Source organism: Salmonella sp. 32070601201500089SM (genome assembly GCF_017573605.1).
GTDB classification, from domain to species: Bacteria; Pseudomonadota; Gammaproteobacteria; order Enterobacterales; family Enterobacteriaceae; genus Salmonella; species Salmonella enterica.
Map to the genome: position 1 here is coordinate 86,093 of NZ_JAGETK010000013.1, position 16,162 is coordinate 102,254.

Genomic DNA, 16,162 nt, shown 5'->3' on the forward strand with positions numbered 1-16,162 from the left:
AAATTTATGGAGAAAAAAATGGCAAGACACAGCATTAAAATGATCGCCTTACTCACTGCGTTTGGTCTGACATCTGCGGTAATGACCGTACAGGCGGCAGAGCGGATTGCTTTTATTCCCAAGCTGGTTGGCGTGGGCTTTTTTACCAGCGGCGGCAATGGCGCGCAGGAAGCGGGAAAAGCGCTGGGCATTGACGTAACTTACGATGGCCCTACAGAGCCCAGCGTCTCAGGCCAGGTTCAACTGGTGAATAACTTTGTCAATCAGGGGTATGACGCCATTATCGTTTCTGCCGTTTCGCCTGATGGCCTGTGCCCGGCGTTGAAGCGGGCAATGCAAAGAGGCGTGAAAATATTAACCTGGGATTCCGATACCAAGCCGGAGTGCCGTTCTTACTATATCAATCAAGGGACGCCAAAACAGCTCGGCAGCATGCTGGTAGAGATGGCCGCTCATCAGGTGGACAAAGAGAAAGCGAAAGTCGCTTTCTTCTATTCCAGCCCAACGGTGACCGACCAGAACCAGTGGGTAAAAGAAGCTAAAGCCAAAATTAGCCAGGAACATCCGGGGTGGGAGATAGTCACTACCCAGTTTGGCTATAACGATGCCACGAAATCGCTCCAGACGGCGGAAGGTATCATCAAAGCGTATCCCGATCTGGATGCCATCATCGCGCCTGACGCTAACGCTTTACCTGCTGCGGCACAGGCGGCGGAGAACCTTAAACGCAATAATCTCGCGATTGTTGGTTTTAGTACGCCGAATGTAATGCGCCCTTATGTTCAGCGCGGCACTGTTAAAGAGTTTGGCCTGTGGGATGTCGTCCAACAGGGAAAAATTTCCGTATATGTCGCCAACGCGTTGCTGAAAAATATGCCAATGAATGTCGGTGATTCACTGGATATTCCTGGCATCGGCAAAGTCACCGTTTCACCTAATAGTGAGCAGGGATATCACTATGAGGCAAAAGGTAACGGCATTGTGTTATTGCCGGGGCGTGTCATTTTCAACAAAGACAATATCGACAAATATGATTTCTGATAACTGTTATGTATCGACGGAGTAAAGAATGGCTGATTTAGATGATATTAGAGATGGCAAAGATTTTCACACCGATAAACCACAAACTAACACTTTGTTCGCATTAAAAGGCTGTGGCGCGCTGGATTGGGGAATGCAGTCCAGACTGGCGAGGATTTTTAATCCCAGGACCAGAAAAACGGTCATGCTGGCCTTTGACCATGGATATTTCCAGGGGCCGACAACCGGACTTGAGCGTATTGATATCAATATTGCGCCGCTCTTTGAATATGCTGATGTCTTAATGTGTACTCGCGGCATATTACGCAGTGTGGTACCTCCGGCAATCAATAAACCAGTCGTTTTACGTGCGTCCGGGGCGAATTCTATTCTCACTGAATTAAGCAATGAGGCGGTTGCGGTGGCGATGGATGACGCTGTGCGGTTGAATAGCTGTGCTGCTGCCGCACAGGTTTATATTGGTAGTGAGCATGAACATCAGTCGATTAAAAATATTATTCAACTGATTGATGCCGGGTTACGCGTCGGGATGCCAATAATGGCAGTGACCGGGGTGGGTAAAGATATGGCTCGCGACCAGCGTTATTTTTCACTGGCAACGCGTATCGCTGCGGAAATGGGGGCGCAAATTATCAAAACGTATTATGTCGATAAAGGTTTTGAGCGTATTGCGGCAGGTTGTCCGGTGCCGATTGTCATCGCCGGCGGTAAAAAACTGCCTGAACGTGAAGCATTGGAAATGTGCTATCAGGCGATTGACCAGGGGGCTTCTGGCGTAGATATGGGGCGTAATATATTCCAGTCAGAAGATCCGGTAGCCATGATTAAAGCGGTACATGCTGTCGTTCATCATAACGAAACAGCAGAGCGTGCTTATGAGCTGTTTTTGAGTGAGAAAGGTTAAATGAGATCGCTTCCCCATCTTTTACCGATGCGAGGAGATGGGGATGACTGTTATTTTATTTGGAATAATCAGGGGGTTAATGATGCACGTTACGCTGGTTGAAATTAACGTTCATGATGACAAGGTTGAACAATTTATCGATGTTTTTCGGCAGAATCATCTGGGCTCAATTAAAGAGCCGGGTAACTTGCGTTTTGATGTTCTGCAGGATCCGCAGGTGCCTACGCGATTTTATATTTATGAAGCCTACGTTGATGAACAGGCCGTCGCTTTTCACAAGACAACGCCACACTATAAAACTTGCGTGGAGCAGCTTGAACCGTTGATGACCGGTCCGCGGACAAAAAAAGTTTTTATGGGTTTGATGCCTTAAGGAGTGCTCATGAACAGCCAGTTTGCCGGATTAACGCGCGAAGCATGTGTGGCATTGTTAGCGTCATATCCGCTTAGTGTGGGTATTCTGGCAGGGCAGTGGATTGCGTTGCATCGCTATCTGCAACAGTTGGAAGCGTTAAACCAGCCGCTGTTGCATTTGGATTTGATGGATGGTCAATTTTGCCCGCAGTTTACCGTTGGGCCATGGGCAGTTGGGCAACTGCCGCAAACCTTTATCAAAGATGTTCATTTGATGGTAGCGGATCAATGGAAGGCGGCGCAAGCCTGCGTGAAGGCGGGCGCACACTGCATCACGCTTCAGGCTGAAGGCGATATTCATCTGCATCATACGCTAAGCTGGCTTGGTCAGCAGACCGTGCCCGTTATCGGCGGTGAAATGCCGGTGATTCGGGGGATTAGTTTATGCCCGGCAACGCCTCTGGATGTCATTATCCCTATTCTGAGCGACGTTGAGGTTATTCAACTACTGGCAGTGAACCCTGGATACGGCAGTAAAATGCGCTCCAGTGATTTGCATGAGCGCGTGGCACAGCTTCTCTGTCTACTTGGTGATAAACGCGAAGGTAAAATTATCGTTATTGATGGGTCGTTAACGCAGGATCAATTGCCTTCGTTGATTGCACAGGGCATCGATCGTGTTGTTTCTGGTAGTGCGTTATTTCGTGATGATCGGCTGGCTGAGAATACGCGGAGCTGGAGGGCGATGTTTAAGGTTGCCGGGGATACTACTTTCTTACCCTCCACAGCATAAATGCCGGATGGCGGCTTTACCTTATCAGGCCTACATAAGCACTCGGCTGATAGGCCTGATAAGCGCAGCGCCATCAGACATTGATTGGCAATTAAGCTTGCTTAGCCGCTTCTGCTGCTTTCACGATCACGGCGAAGGTGTCAGCTTTCAGAGAAGCGCCGCCTACCAGCGCGCCGTCGATGTCCGGCTGCGCGAACAGTTCGGCTGCGTTGGAGGCATTAACAGAACCGCCGTACTGGATAATGACCTGTTCAGCGATTTTCGCGTCAGCTTTAGCAATGTGGTCACGGATGAATTTGTGAACTGCCTGCGCCTGCGCAGGAGTTGCAGATTTACCGGTACCGATCGCCCATACGGGTTCGTAAGCGATAACCGCGCCTTCAAAGGCTGCCGCGCCCTGCGTTTTCAGTACCGCGTCGATCTGGCGTGCGCACACTTCTTCTGTTTTGCCCGCTTCGTTTTCCGCTTCGGTTTCACCGATGCACAGTACCGGCGTCAGACCTTGTTCTTTCAGTACGGCGAATTTTTTGGCGATCAGCTCGTCAGATTCTTTGTGATAAGTACGACGCTCGGAGTGGCCGATAATAATGTACTGCGCGCCGATATCCTTCAGCATTTCAGCCGAAGTTTCACCGGTGAATGCGCCAGACAGATTCAGATCAACGTTCTGCGCGCCCAGCATAATGTGGCTACCGGCAGCAGCGCGTTTCGCCAGATCGATATACATTTCCGGCGGAGCGATTGCCACGTCGCAGCCTGCTACGCCCGTCAGTTCTTTACGCAGGTTAGCCACCAGTTCGTTTACCATGTGGCGGCTGCCGTTCAGTTTCCAGTTACCCATCACTAAAGGATGTCGCATTTCATTTCTCCACGCTTAGTCAGCGAATTAAGGAAGATGGCCGCTCGTCAGAGCAGCATGGTCTGTGAAACAGTATAGAGATTCATCCCCGGAAAGGCTTTGCTTTTTGTCATCAATTCGCCCCTTCCAGATTTTCAGATAACGTCAGCTTAATCGGTTCAACCGCGAAGGTCAGCCCCTTTTCGCCGTTATCTGCGACAACATAACGTACCGCGCCTTCGGTCTCGGCGTAATAGTGTTTACCTTTACCGGCGATAAGCATCTTTTGCAGTTTTTTCTGGCTTTGCTCTTTTGTCAGTAACGGGGCGACAGTGCGAATAATGGCGGCCATATATTCCAGCGCTTTCGCTTTCGCCGCTTTCTGTTCCGGCCCCTGAATGGGCAGCCAGGTAATCTGCATACTTTTCACTTTGAGCGTACCGCGCTCCAGCGCCGTGGAGGCATACAGATTTTCGTTAATCTTACTGGCGGCGCGGGTCAGATTCGCCTTATCGCGGCTATTCTCAATGGCGCGAAATTCATTGAGCGGCAGATCGGGATTCTGGCGGTTAAAGTTCTCACGAAACTGGCTAATAGAAAGATCAAAGGTTGGCGAGCCCGCCAGCAGATAGGGCGCTGTCGTGGTCGATGAAGAGAGCTGCGCGTGCGCCGTTATGCTGGCGGTGAGAGCAGAAAACAACAGTAAAAACAGAGTACATCCTGGCTTCATCAATCTTACCTTTCGTTAGGACTGCTCACGATTAAAACGATAACTGTCGGGCTTGTCAAAAGGGTAAACTGTAGCGGAAGGCAAAATATAAGGAACTTACATGACCATACAGCAATGGTTATTCTCATTTAAAGGGCGTATCGGACGCCGTGATTTCTGGATTTGGATCGGCCTCTGGTTTGCCGGGATGCTGGCGCTATTTTCGCTGGCGGGGAAAAATCTGCTTGATATCCAAACGGCGGCATTTTGCCTGGTGTGCCTGCTGTGGCCGACCGCCGCCGTCATGGTCAAACGTCTGCATGACCGGGGACGCTCCGGCGCGTGGGCGTTGCTGATGATTCTGGCGTGGATGCTGCTGGCCGGAAACTGGGTGATGCTGCCGGGGATGTGGCAGTGGGTCGTCGGGCGATTTATTCCGACGCTGATCCTGGTGATGATGCTTATCGATCTGGGCGCGTTTGTCGGTGTTCAGGGGGAAAATAAGTTTGGGAAAGCGACACAGGGCGTGAAGTTTAAAGCAGAACCGTAAACGGGCGGTAAACCGTAATTTGCCCGGTGGCGCTGACGCTTACCGGGCCTACAGATTGGTGATGATTTGCAGGCCGGATAAGCCCCAGCCGCCATTCGGTAAAACATCACCAGTAATGTTCAGCCGTCATATGCCCCGGTCGGCGGCGCAGATGTTTAGTCATCTGTCGGGTCTCTTTCAGCAGTTGCTGCGTATCGCGCACCATCTGCGGGTTCCCGCACAGCATGACGTGGCTGGTCTCTTTATCCATCGGTAATCCAACGGCTTTTTCCAGCTCGCCGTTTTCAATGAGCGCTGGCACGCGTCCGGTGAGCGAGCCTGGCACGCTCTCCCGGCTGACCACCGTTTGGATGCGCAGCTTGCCTTCATAACGCTGTTGCAGTTCCAGCATTAGCGGCAGATAGCTTAAATCGGCGGCGAAGCGTGCGGCGTGGACTAAGACCAGATTTTTAAAGCGTGCGACATCCTGGCCATATTGCAGAATAGACAAATACGGGCCAATAGCGGTTCCGGTCGCCAGCATCCATAGCGTCTCGCAGTCAGGCACTTCATCCAGTACAAAGAAACCCGACGCGTCGCTGACCACTTGCACCTCATCGCCAGGTTTTAGCGCCGCCAGCCGCGGGCTGAGCTTTCCTTGCGGCACCGTCACCAGATAAAACTCTAAATTCGGATTGTCAGGCGCATTGACATAGGAATACGCGCGCTGAACGCGCTCGCCATCGATCTCCAGTCCGAGTTTGGTAAATTGGCCTGCAGTAAAAGGATTAATGGGGGCGTGAACGGTCAGGCTGAACAGTGCGTCAGTCCAGTTTTGCACCTTAGTGACTTTACCTGTTACCCAATCGGCCATGGTTTTCTCCTGTTCTGAATCGCTAACCTTATCTTCGTTCGTCAGGAGAAAGATTTCCAGCCCCGCGAGGCTGGAAGGCTCTAACTAACAAATGCGCTAGAGGATATGCGCCTGCACATCCGGATCTTTACGATCAAGATAGTGGATCGACTGAATGCGGCGGATGGTGCGTGATTTGCCGCGGATCAGCAGCGTTTCCGTCGTGGCAATATGGCCTTTCCGGCTAATTCCTTCCAGCAGATCGCCTTTCGTGATGCCGGTCGCGGAGAAAATAACGTTATCGCTACGCGCCATATCGCCCAGGCATAACGCCTTGCCCGCTTCAATGCCCATTGCTTTGCAGCGCGCCAGTTCCTGTTCGCCAATGCGGCGGTTTTCTTCGCTGTCGCCTTTCACATCATGGCGCGCCAGCAGACGACCCTGCATATCGCCGTCCAGCGCGCGGATCACCGCTGCGGATACCACGCCTTCTGGCGCGCCGCCAATCCCGTACAGCACGTCGACTTCGCTATCCGGCATACAGGTCAGAATTGAGGCCGCGACGTCGCCGTCAGGAATGGCAAACACGCGTACGCCCAGTTTGGCTATCTCTGCGATGACCTCGTCATGACGCGGTTTTGCCAGAATGGTCACGGTCAGATCGCCAAGCGGTTTACCCAGCGCATCCGCGATGTTGCGCAGGTTATCCGCCAGCGGCAGATTGAGATCAATTGCCCCTTTGGCGCCCGGACCGACAATCAGTTTTTCCATATACATATCGGGCGCATTCAGGAAACAGCCTTTATCGCCGACCGCCAGCACCGCCAGCGCGTTCGCCTGACCCATCGCCGTCATGCGCGTGCCCTCAATCGGATCGACGGCGATATCTACCGCATCGCCGTGGCCGGTACCGACTTTCTCGCCGATATAGAGCATCGGAGCCTCGTCGATTTCGCCTTCGCCAATCACGATGGTGCCGTCAATGTTGACCTGGTTGAGCATGATACGCATGGCGTTGACCGCCGCGCCGTCCGCGGTATTTTTATCGCCGCGTCCCAGCCATTTGTAGCCAGCCAGCGCCGCCGCTTCGGTCACACGGGAAAATTCGATGGCAAGTTCTCGTCTCATAACAAACTCGTAGCAAAAAGGAGTGGCGCGCAGTGTAGCACAGGGGAAGGAGGGAATAATTGATGTGTGTGCGGAGTTGCCTCCGCACAAAGATTTTGCCGGATGGCGACCTTACTTGTCGTGCTCTTCCCACGCCATTGCGCGTTTAACCGCTTTCTTCCAGCCGCTGTAACGGTAGTTACGCTCGGTGGTTTCAATGCCGGGGCGGAATTCTCGCTCAATGACGGCTTTTTCCTGCAGCTCGTCCAGGTTCTGCCAGTAACCGACGGCCAGACCAGCCAGATAGGCGGCGCCCAGCGCGGTCACTTCGCGCACTTCCGGGCGTTCCACCCGCGTGCCGAGAATATCTGACTGGAACTGCATCAGGAAGTTGTTGGCTACTGCGCCGCCGTCCACACGCAGAGCGTGCAGGCGGATACCGGAGTCGGCCTGCATTGCTTCCAGTACGTCGCGGGTCTGGTAAGCGATGGATTCGAGCGTCGCGCGGATAATGTGATTAGAGTTCACGCCGCGGGTCAGGCCAAAAATGGCGCCGCGGGCATACGGGTCCCAGTACGGCGCGCCCAGACCGGTGAAGGCCGGAACCACGTAGACGCCGTTGGTATCTTTCACTTTCGTGGCGAAATATTCGGAGTCGAACGCGTCGCTGATGAGCTTCATTTCATCACGCAGCCATTGAATGGACGCTCCCGCCATAAACACCGCGCCTTCCAGCGCATAGTTGACTTCGCCGCTTGGGCCGCAGGCGATGGTGGTCAGCAGGCCGTTTTCCGATTTTACCGCTTTCTCGCCGGTGTTCATCAGCATAAAGCAGCCGGTGCCGTAGGTATTCTTTGCCATTCCTTCCTTTACGCACAGTTGGCCGAATAGCGCAGCCTGCTGATCCCCGGCAATCCCGGCGATAGGAATACGTGTACCGCCTTTACCGCCAATATTGGTCTGGCCGTAGACTTCGGAGGATTTACGTACCTGGGGCAGCATCGCGCGTGGGATATCCAGCACGTCCAGCATTTTATCGTCCCAGTCCAAATCATGGATGTTGAACAGCATGGTTCGTGAGGCGTTGGTGTAATCCGTAACGTGGACGCGGCCCTGCGTCATCTTCCAGATAAGCCAGGTATCCACCGTACCGAACAGCAGCTCGCCACGCTTCGCGCGTTCGCGCGAACCTTCCACATGGTCAAGGATCCATTTCACTTTAGTGCCAGAGAAGTACGGGTCGACGACCAGACCGGTATTGTCGCGGATGTAATCTTCCAGGCCGTCGCGTTTAAGCTGTTCGCAAATATCGGCGGTACGACGGCACTGCCAGACAATAGCGTTGTATATCGGTTTGCCGGTTTCACGTTCCCAGACGATCGCGGTTTCACGTTGGTTGGTGATACCGATAGCGGCAATCTGATCGGAACTGATATCGGCCTTAGCCAGCACTTCTACCAGCGTTGAGCTTTGGGACGCCCAAATTTCCATCGGGTCGTGTTCTACCCAGCCTGGCTTAGGATAAATTTGCTCAAATTCACGCTGTGATACGCTGACGATATTCGCGTCATGATCCATAACGACCGCGCGGGAGCTGGTGGTACCCTGGTCGAGCGCAACGATATATTTTTTTTCAGTCATAATTTTGTCCCGTAATCAGATTACAGCGAAGCATTTTGTTGTGTGGTCGCGGTGGAGTCCTTCTCTTCCACGACGCAGGTATCGCACGGCAAATGACGGCCAATAAATTTGCGATAAGCAAACGCGCCCAGAATGGCGCCGACGATGGGGCCAAACAGCGGCACCAGGAAGTAAGGAATGTCTCTACCGCCGGTAAACGCAATTTCACCCCAGCCGGCAAGCCCGGCGAACATTTTGGGGCCAAAGTCACGCGCCGGATTCATCGCAAACCCGGTCAACGGCCCCATAGAGGCACCGATAACGGCGATCAGTAAACCAATGAGCAGTGGCGCAAGCGGACCGCGAGGTACGCCGTTACCGTCGTCGGTCAGCGCCAGAATCAGCCCCATCAGAATAGCGGTAATCACCATTTCAACCGCGAAGGCCTGCACAAAATTGATATGAGGATTCGGGTAAGTTGAGAAAATGCCTGCGAGATCGAGACTTTCAACGCTGCCACGGACGATATGGTGGGTTTGTTCGAAGTCCACAAAAAGATTGTAATAAAGCCCGTAAACTAACGCCGCTGCGCAAAAGGCGCCGGCAACTTGAGAAATAATAAAAGGAACAACTTTACGTTTGTCGAAACAGGCAAATAGCCAGAGTGCGATGGTCACTGCCGGGTTCAGGTGTGCGCCAGAAACACCTGCCGTCAGGTAGATAGCCATCGCTACCCCCAGACCCCAGATGACGCTGATTTCCCACTGTCCAAAAGTAGCTCCGGCAACTTTAAGCGCAGCGACACAACCCACACCGAAAAAAATCAACAACCCGGTACCGAGGAATTCAGCAATGCACTGGCCTTTTAAGGTTGATGTTTGACTCATAATCGGATCCTGAAGAGTATGTAATGATTATTGGTATGCGAGGAGGTCATGGACATCCACGATGCCCTGTAGGCACACTGTTAATTTATCGTTAACGAGCAAAAACGAGAAATATCGAAATCAAAATGTGTGTACTGCGTCAATAAAATGAGCGTTATCGCGCCATGAAGCGCATTTTGAGACAGCAGAAGAGAGTGAATTGAATCATTTCATTAACCAATATGTTAACACTTTTAAGTTATTGAATGAATGTTACCAGGAGATGGATGAAAATTGCTGCAAACCGCGATCTACGCGGTATGTCGCTGGACAGCGAGAGCGGGGCTTCATACAATCGACACTATATATTGTGCGCGTTTACGTAAAGCGTCGCCTTGCAATTCAGGAGAGGTAAGATCATGTCTTTAGAAGTGTTTGAGAAACTGGAAGCAAAAGTACAGCAGGCGATTGACACCATCACCCTGTTACAGATGGAAATTGAAGAGCTGAAAGAAAAAAACAACAGCCTGACGCAGGAAGTGCAGTCTGCACAGCATCAGCGTGAAGAACTCGAGCGTGAAAATAATTCTCTGAAGGAACAGCAGAGCGGCTGGCAGGAACGTTTGCAGGCGCTGCTTGGTCGTATGGAAGAAGTCTAATCCTCGTCATATTTCACGTTATGGCGGCGTTGGCTGCGTGCGTTCACCCCAGTCACATAGTGGCCTATGCTCCTGGGGATTCACTTACTTGCCGCCTTGCCCTGACGCGAAATCTATAGAGGATTTAGAATGCGGATACCGGTGGGCCGGATAAGGCGTAAGCCGACATCCGGCAATCAGCGACAACGCATAAAAAAGGCGCCTTACGGCGCCTTTTTTGATCACTCGATATCAAGCGGGTCTTCGGAAAGGATAATCCCGGTGTTGTCGGCATAGAGATGATCGCCGGAGAAGAACGTCACGCCGCCGAAATTGACGCGCACATCGCTTTCCCCAATGCCTTCACCTGCGGCGCCAACCGGAATGGCGGCGATCGCCTGAATGCCGATATCCAGCTCTTCCAGATCGTCCACCTGACGCACCGCGCCATAGATAACCAGCCCTTCCCATTCATTTTGCGTGGCCAGACGCGCCAGCTCCGCATCGACTAATGCACGACGGACAGAACCGCCGCCATCGACCAGCAGAACCCGACCACGGCCATTTTGTTCGAGCAGATCGTACAGCAACCCGTTGTCCTCGAAACATTTTACCGTGATGATTTGTCCGCCAAACGACGACCGCCCTCCAAAATTAGAGAACAGCGGTTCCACGACGTTGACATCTTCCTGATAGATGTCACAAAGCTCGGAAGTATCGTATTTCATAGGCTTAACGTTCAGTTGCTGCGAGAATTTTTAGTATATCGCGCTAAGTATACTGTTGGCAAAATCATCAATTGTTAATTGATATTTGTCAGTTAAACGGCCCACTGACTTAAGAGTATCCCAATCACAAATAACAGGTTGGTTAACAACGCGCCTTTAACGGTACGTTCAAGCATCGGGCGCATTGCCGCAGGCTCCCTTTCGCGCATTACATAGCGCGCTTGTTTAATGAGCAATGGCGCGGCCAGAATAAACAACCATCCCCACGGACTGTGTAGCGAGAGCAGATTAAACAGCGCCAGACAGAGCAGCGCGCCTAGCAACAGGCAGGCGTGATAACGACGCGCGTTGACATCGCCCAGTCGTACTACAAGGGTGTTTTTGCCGTTCTCTCTGTCGCTATTAATATCGCGCAGGTTATTAATATTCAGCACCGCCGTCGCCAGTAAACCGCAGGCGGTGGCCGGGAGAATCAGCGCCGGAATCAGCGTATGCGCCTGGAGATACCAGCTCCCCATGACACTTAGCCAGCCAAAGAATACCAGGACAGAGATATCACCCAGCCCGATATAGCCGTAGGGCCGATTACCCACGGTGTAGGTGATGGCGGCGATAATCGACAGCCCGCCCAAAATCAGGAAGCCGACAAAATCGGTTAACGTATGGCACGCGACCGCCACCAGCGCCAGTCCGGAGATACAGATCAGCACGACGGTAATGATTAACGCCCGCTTCATCTCCTGTCGGGTGATGACGCCTTTTTGCATCCCCCGCAGCGGCCCGATGCGATCCGGTTTATCGCTGCCTTTGACAGCGTCGCCATAATCGTTGGCGAGGTTGGATAAAATTTGCAACAGCCCGGCGGTGATAAGGGCCAGCAGTGCGACCAGAGGATCGAAATAGCCTTGCCACCATGCTAGGGCCGTACCGACGATAATCGCCGCGAAGGCGAGGGGTAAGGTTTTGGGTCGTAAGCTTTCCAGCCAGGCCTGGGTGCGGCTAATTTGTTGTTGTTCAGTCATATTTAGCGCCAATAAAAATGGGGCTTTTCAGCCCCATCAACAGTGATGAAAATGCATTGGACGCGATTATAAGATAAAACGGCTTAGATCTTCATCTGCGACCAGCGCATCCAGATGTTTGCTCACATATTCCGCATCAATTGTGATGTTTTGGCCGTGCAGATCGCTGGCGTTATAGGAAATCTCTTCCATCAGACGCTCCAGTACGGTATGCAGACGGCGCGCGCCGATGTTTTCGGTGGTTTCGTTAACCTGCCAGGCGGCTTCGGCAATACGTTTAATACCGGAATCGGTGAACTCGATATTGACGCCTTCAGTTGCCATCAGCGCTTTATACTGCACGGTGACGGACGCGTTTGGCTCGGTCAAAATGCGTTCGAAATCGCTGGTGGTCAGCGCCTGAAGCTCAACGCGAATCGGCAGGCGGCCCTGCAGTTCCGGGATCAGATCAGACGGCTTCGCCACCTGGAACGCGCCAGAGGCGATAAACAGAATATGATCCGTTTTGACCATCCCGTGTTTGGTCGAAACCGTGCAGCCTTCTACCAGCGGCAGTAAGTCGCGCTGTACGCCTTCGCGTGAAACATCCGGGCCGGAGGTTTCGCCACGCTTACAAATTTTGTCAATTTCATCGATAAACACGATGCCGTGCTGTTCAACCGCGTCGATAGCGTCCTGTTTCAGCTCTTCCGGGTTGACCAGCTTAGCCGCTTCTTCTTCAACCAACAGTTTCATCGCGTCTTTAATTTTCAGCTTACGCGGTTTCTGTTTCTGACCGCCCAGGTTCTGGAACATAGACTGCAACTGGCTGGTCATCTCTTCCATGCCCGGAGGCGCCATAATCTCTACGCCCATCGGCGCGGCGGCGAGGTTAATCTCGATCTCTTTATCGTCGAGCTGGCCTTCGCGCAGTTTTTTGCGGAACGTTTGACGGGCGGCAGAAGGCTCCTGCTGCTGTTCGGCCTGGCCCCAGTTATTTTTTGCGGGTGGGATCAGCACGTCGAGAATACGTTCTTCCGCCAACTCTTCCGCACGATAGCGGTTTTTCTCGATAGCCTGTACGCGAACCATTTTCACAGCGGCATCGGTCAGATCGCGGATGATAGAGTCCACTTCTTTCCCGACGTAGCCCACTTCGGTGAATTTGGTGGCTTCGACTTTAATGAACGGTGCGTTGGCGAGTTTTGCCAGACGACGGGCGATTTCGGTTTTACCGACGCCGGTCGGGCCAATCATCAGAATATTTTTCGGCGTTACTTCGTGGCGCAGCTCTTCATCAAGCTGCATACGACGCCAGCGGTTACGCAATGCAATCGCCACGGAACGCTTTGCGTTATCCTGGCCGATAATGTGTTTGTTCAGTTCGCTGACAATTTCGCGTGGGGTCATTTCAGACATGAGGGGTCCTTACGCTTTGGCGGTCAATTCTTCAATGGTGTGGAAATGGTTGGTGTAAATGCAGATATCGCCTGCAATATCCAACGCCTTTTCAGCAATTTCGCGCGCGCCGAGCTCGGTATTTTCCAACAGAGCGCGAGCGGCAGCCTGGGCATAAGGACCGCCGGAGCCGATAGCAATTAAATCGTTTTCAGGTTGCACGACATCGCCGTTACCCGTGATGATGAGCGAAGCGGTTTCATCCGCGACGGCCAGCAACGCTTCCAGTTTGCGTAGCATACGGTCGGTACGCCAGTCTTTCGCCAGTTCAACGGCGGCTTTGACCAGGTGCCCCTGATGCATTTCCAGTTTACGTTCAAACAGCTCGAACAGCGTGAATGCATCAGCAGTACCGCCCGCAAAGCCCGCAATGACCTTGTCGTTGTAGAGGCGGCGGACTTTCTTCACGTTGCCTTTCATTACTGTGTTACCCAGTGTGGCCTGACCATCACCGGCGATTACCACGTGGCCGTTACGGCGTACGCTTACTATTGTTGTCACGAGCAGACCCCTTGGTTACTAATGCTGAATTGCGGCCCCGTACGGCGTACGGGGCATAATGCAAGTATAGATGGGGGAGATTTTGAGGGTTTCAACCCCCGGTGGCGAGTCGAATGCAGTTTGTATGGCCCGCCATCTTCAGACGGTTAATGGTGCTGTCGGCATTTTCTTTACCCTTAACCGGCCCGATAACCACGCGATTCCAGCCGTTATTGGTGGTAATTTTGGAGTCAAAGCCTTCAAACGCCAGCTGAGCGCGGACGCTTTCTGCCTGCTCGGCGCCTTTGAATGAACCGCATTGCACCATCCAGCGACGTTCATCTTTTTTCTCTGCTGTCGCCTTCGGCGCTTCAGGCGCGCGCGTAATTGGCGCGGCTTTCGGCGCTGCCGCGCTGGTATGCGCCGGCGTTTGCAGCAAATCCTGATAAGGTTGCTGCGAGGCCGTCTGCTTCGGCGGCTGACTTTGGCGCGCAGGTTGCGCTGGGGCGGATTGTACCGTGCGCGTTTGCGGCTGTTCGTTTACCCGCGGCTGCGTGCGTGGTTGCTGAACAGGCTGCGTTTGAGTCCACTGCTGCTGCTGCTGCTGCTGCTGCTGCTGCTGCTGCTGCTGCTGCTGCGCCTGACGCTGGCGCTGTAGCGTTTGCTGGCGTTGTTCTGGCGTCTGCTCGTTCCACGGCACTTCGTTAAGTTGCGTCGGCTGCTGACGCATATCCGCCTGCATCTGTTCCAGGAGTTGACGCTGCTCGCTGGTGAGCTGATTCGGATTCATGACTTCGCCGCCGGCGGACGGTTCCGTTGGCGTACGCACGCCCGGCTGGCGACTTTCCAGCTCTTTGATGTAACGCCAGCGCTCTTCCGGTTTTGGCGGAAGCCCATTGCCGGTGACTTTCTGGTTTTGTAGCGTTTCGGACTCTTCTTTCTTATGGTGAGTAATGAAGTACAGACCGCCGATAAAGGTCACAAGGACGGCTGCCGCAATCGCGACCATTGCCGGCGAGACGGCAGGCATGTTGCTTTGCTTCTTCCGTGAGTTCCGTGAGGTGCTCTTTTTGCGCCGCGAAGGAGCCGGTTGGCCGCGACGTACATAATCTCGTTGTGCCACTATCGTTTCGCTGTATTTATTCGTTCGTCAGCCCGTCATGTTACTGAAGCGGCGGGCCTTTGACCAGACAGGTGAGTCTTAAAGCTATTTACTTTAGGGTAAAGCGCGCGTAGAACCGCGAATAATCAGCTCGCAATCCATTAAACGCGAGCCGCTGCTCACATTTTGCCCCTGCATCTGATCGAGCAACAGCAGCATCGCCTCGCGACCAATGTCAAAACGCGGCTGCGCCACGGTTGTCAACGGAGGGTCGCAAAACTCGGCCAGCGCGATATTGTCAAAGCCGATAATCGACAGATCGTCAGGCACTTTCAGACCCTGGCGCTTGGCCCAGGAGAGGGCGCCCAGCGCCATTACGTCGCTATGACAAAAGACGGCGGTAGGCGGCAACGGTTGCTCAAGCAACTGCTTTAATGCGTTTGCCCCGGCTTCAAAGGTAAAGTCGCCACGGGCGATGTAATGCGGATCGACCACAATGCCACTGCGTCTTAATGCCTGTACGTAACCTTGTAAGCGATAGTGACAGAGCGGCATATCTTCCGGCCCCGCAATACAACCAATCCGCTTGTGGCCCAAATCCAACAGGTAGTTCATGGCGTTGAACGCGGCGGTCAGGTTATCGATATGTACCGTCGGCAGTTCAAGCTCCGGCGCAAACTCATTCGACATCACCATCGGAGGCAAATTGCGCTGCTCCTCAACGCTGGCGTCAAAGGGCAGCCGGGAACTGAGAAGTACCATGCCGTCGATCTGTTTGGTGATGATGAGATTAAGAAAGGTTTTTTCTTTCTGGTTTTGATGGGCGCAATCGCCAATCAGCACCAGATACCCCTGTTCTGCCGCGGTCACTTCGATACCGCGGATAATTTCACTGAAGAAGGGATCGCAAATATCCGGGACAATCACCAGAATCGTACGGGATTCATTGCGTTTTACATTTCGCCCCATCGACTGCGGGAAATAACCCACTTCAAGCGCGGCCTGTTCAACCCGGCTACGGGTCGACTGGGAGACTTTATCGGGGTTCATTAACGCGCGGGATACGGTTGCTGTAGAGACTTTCGCCTTCAACGCAACATCCTTCATCGTAGCGGCAGTAACCTGCTTGTTCGATTTCACT

18 protein-coding genes are annotated in these 16,162 nt (G+C 53.1%); 6 read left to right on the forward strand and 12 right to left on the reverse strand.

Going from position 1 to position 16,162, the window contains the following annotated elements; all coding sequences use genetic code 11:
• The first annotated feature begins 18 nt into the window (after positions 1-18).
• The 4 genes from lsrB to J4728_RS18835 all read left to right on the forward strand — a co-directional run bounded on the left by lsrB (position 19) and on the right by J4728_RS18835 (position 3,092).
• Positions 19-1,041, forward strand: coding sequence for an autoinducer 2 ABC transporter substrate-binding protein LsrB (lsrB, locus tag J4728_RS18820; protein WP_208212223.1), 1,023 nt, complete (start codon positions 19-21; stop codon positions 1,039-1,041).
• 28 nt (positions 1,042-1,069) lie between these two features.
• Complete coding sequence (gene lsrF / locus J4728_RS18825; RefSeq protein ID WP_208212226.1) at positions 1,070-1,945, forward strand: 3-hydroxy-5-phosphonooxypentane-2,4-dione thiolase; 876 nt, start codon at positions 1,070-1,072, stop codon at positions 1,943-1,945.
• An 82-nt stretch (positions 1,946-2,027) separates the two neighbouring features.
• A complete protein-coding gene (gene lsrG / locus J4728_RS18830) occupies positions 2,028-2,318 on the forward strand; it encodes a (4S)-4-hydroxy-5-phosphonooxypentane-2,3-dione isomerase (protein ID WP_001543603.1) in 291 nt (96 codons plus the stop codon).
• 9 nt (positions 2,319-2,327) lie between these two features.
• On the forward strand, positions 2,328-3,092 hold the full coding sequence (locus tag J4728_RS18835; RefSeq protein WP_023200741.1) for an epimerase: 765 nt from the start codon (positions 2,328-2,330) through the stop codon (positions 3,090-3,092).
• Positions 3,093-3,183: 91 nt separating this feature from the next.
• Here the strand turns inward: J4728_RS18835 and tpiA are convergent, their stop codons facing one another.
• A complete protein-coding gene (gene tpiA, locus J4728_RS18840; protein WP_208212228.1) occupies positions 3,184-3,951 on the reverse strand; it encodes a triose-phosphate isomerase in 768 nt (255 codons plus the stop codon).
• A gap of 112 nt (positions 3,952-4,063) precedes the next feature.
• On the reverse strand, positions 4,064-4,660 hold the full coding sequence (locus J4728_RS18845; RefSeq protein ID WP_000802242.1) for a YiiQ family protein: 597 nt from the start codon (positions 4,658-4,660) through the stop codon (positions 4,064-4,066).
• A 100-nt stretch (positions 4,661-4,760) separates the two neighbouring features.
• Between J4728_RS18845 and J4728_RS18850 the strand changes: the two genes are divergently transcribed.
• Entirely contained in the window at positions 4,761-5,189 is a 429-nt protein-coding gene (locus tag J4728_RS18850; RefSeq protein ID WP_000155239.1) for a DUF805 domain-containing protein, read from the forward strand.
• A 106-nt stretch (positions 5,190-5,295) separates the two neighbouring features.
• Here J4728_RS18850 and fpr read toward each other — a convergent pair whose 3' ends face one another.
• From fpr to J4728_RS18870, 4 genes are all read right to left on the reverse strand, one after another.
• On the reverse strand, positions 5,296-6,042 hold the full coding sequence (gene fpr / locus J4728_RS18855; RefSeq protein WP_000796303.1) for a ferredoxin--NADP(+) reductase: 747 nt from the start codon (positions 6,040-6,042) through the stop codon (positions 5,296-5,298).
• A gap of 96 nt (positions 6,043-6,138) precedes the next feature.
• Positions 6,139-7,149 (reverse strand): class II fructose-bisphosphatase, encoded by a 1,011-nt coding sequence (glpX, locus tag J4728_RS18860; protein WP_197395695.1) that lies wholly within the window; start codon positions 7,147-7,149, stop codon positions 6,139-6,141.
• A gap of 111 nt (positions 7,150-7,260) precedes the next feature.
• Complete coding sequence (gene glpK / locus J4728_RS18865; RefSeq protein WP_000136809.1) at positions 7,261-8,769, reverse strand: glycerol kinase GlpK; 1,509 nt, start codon at positions 8,767-8,769, stop codon at positions 7,261-7,263.
• Positions 8,770-8,789: 20 nt separating this feature from the next.
• Positions 8,790-9,635, reverse strand: a complete 846-nt coding sequence (locus tag J4728_RS18870) for an MIP/aquaporin family protein (RefSeq protein ID WP_000084285.1) — start codon at positions 9,633-9,635, stop codon at positions 8,790-8,792.
• A 398-nt stretch (positions 9,636-10,033) separates the two neighbouring features.
• On the opposite strand from J4728_RS18870, the gene zapB reads away from it, so the two are divergent.
• On the forward strand, positions 10,034-10,273 hold the full coding sequence (gene zapB / locus J4728_RS18875; protein ID WP_000051370.1) for a septal ring assembly protein ZapB: 240 nt from the start codon (positions 10,034-10,036) through the stop codon (positions 10,271-10,273).
• Between the two features lie 221 nt (positions 10,274-10,494).
• On the opposite strand, the gene rraA is transcribed toward zapB, so the two are convergent.
• The 6 genes from rraA to cytR all read right to left on the reverse strand — a co-directional run bounded on the left by rraA (position 10,495) and on the right by cytR (position 16,161).
• Positions 10,495-10,980 carry a ribonuclease E activity regulator RraA gene (gene rraA, locus J4728_RS18880; protein WP_000872918.1) on the reverse strand — a complete coding sequence of 162 codons (486 nt, stop codon included), beginning with the start codon at positions 10,978-10,980 and terminating at the stop codon, positions 10,495-10,497.
• Between the two features lie 92 nt (positions 10,981-11,072).
• A complete protein-coding gene (gene menA, locus J4728_RS18885) occupies positions 11,073-12,002 on the reverse strand; it encodes a 1,4-dihydroxy-2-naphthoate polyprenyltransferase (RefSeq protein WP_000139639.1) in 930 nt (309 codons plus the stop codon).
• A 66-nt stretch (positions 12,003-12,068) separates the two neighbouring features.
• A complete protein-coding gene (gene hslU, locus J4728_RS18890) occupies positions 12,069-13,400 on the reverse strand; it encodes an HslU--HslV peptidase ATPase subunit (RefSeq protein ID WP_001293360.1) in 1,332 nt (443 codons plus the stop codon).
• 9 nt (positions 13,401-13,409) lie between these two features.
• Positions 13,410-13,940, reverse strand: coding sequence for an ATP-dependent protease subunit HslV (gene hslV / locus J4728_RS18895; protein ID WP_000208240.1), 531 nt, complete (start codon positions 13,938-13,940; stop codon positions 13,410-13,412).
• 91 nt (positions 13,941-14,031) lie between these two features.
• Complete coding sequence (ftsN, locus tag J4728_RS18900) at positions 14,032-15,042, reverse strand: cell division protein FtsN (protein WP_047623208.1); 1,011 nt, start codon at positions 15,040-15,042, stop codon at positions 14,032-14,034.
• A 93-nt stretch (positions 15,043-15,135) separates the two neighbouring features.
• Entirely contained in the window at positions 15,136-16,161 is a 1,026-nt protein-coding gene (gene cytR, locus J4728_RS18905; RefSeq protein ID WP_000841337.1) for a DNA-binding transcriptional regulator CytR, read from the reverse strand.
• Between the last annotated feature and the right edge of the window lies 1 nt (position 16,162).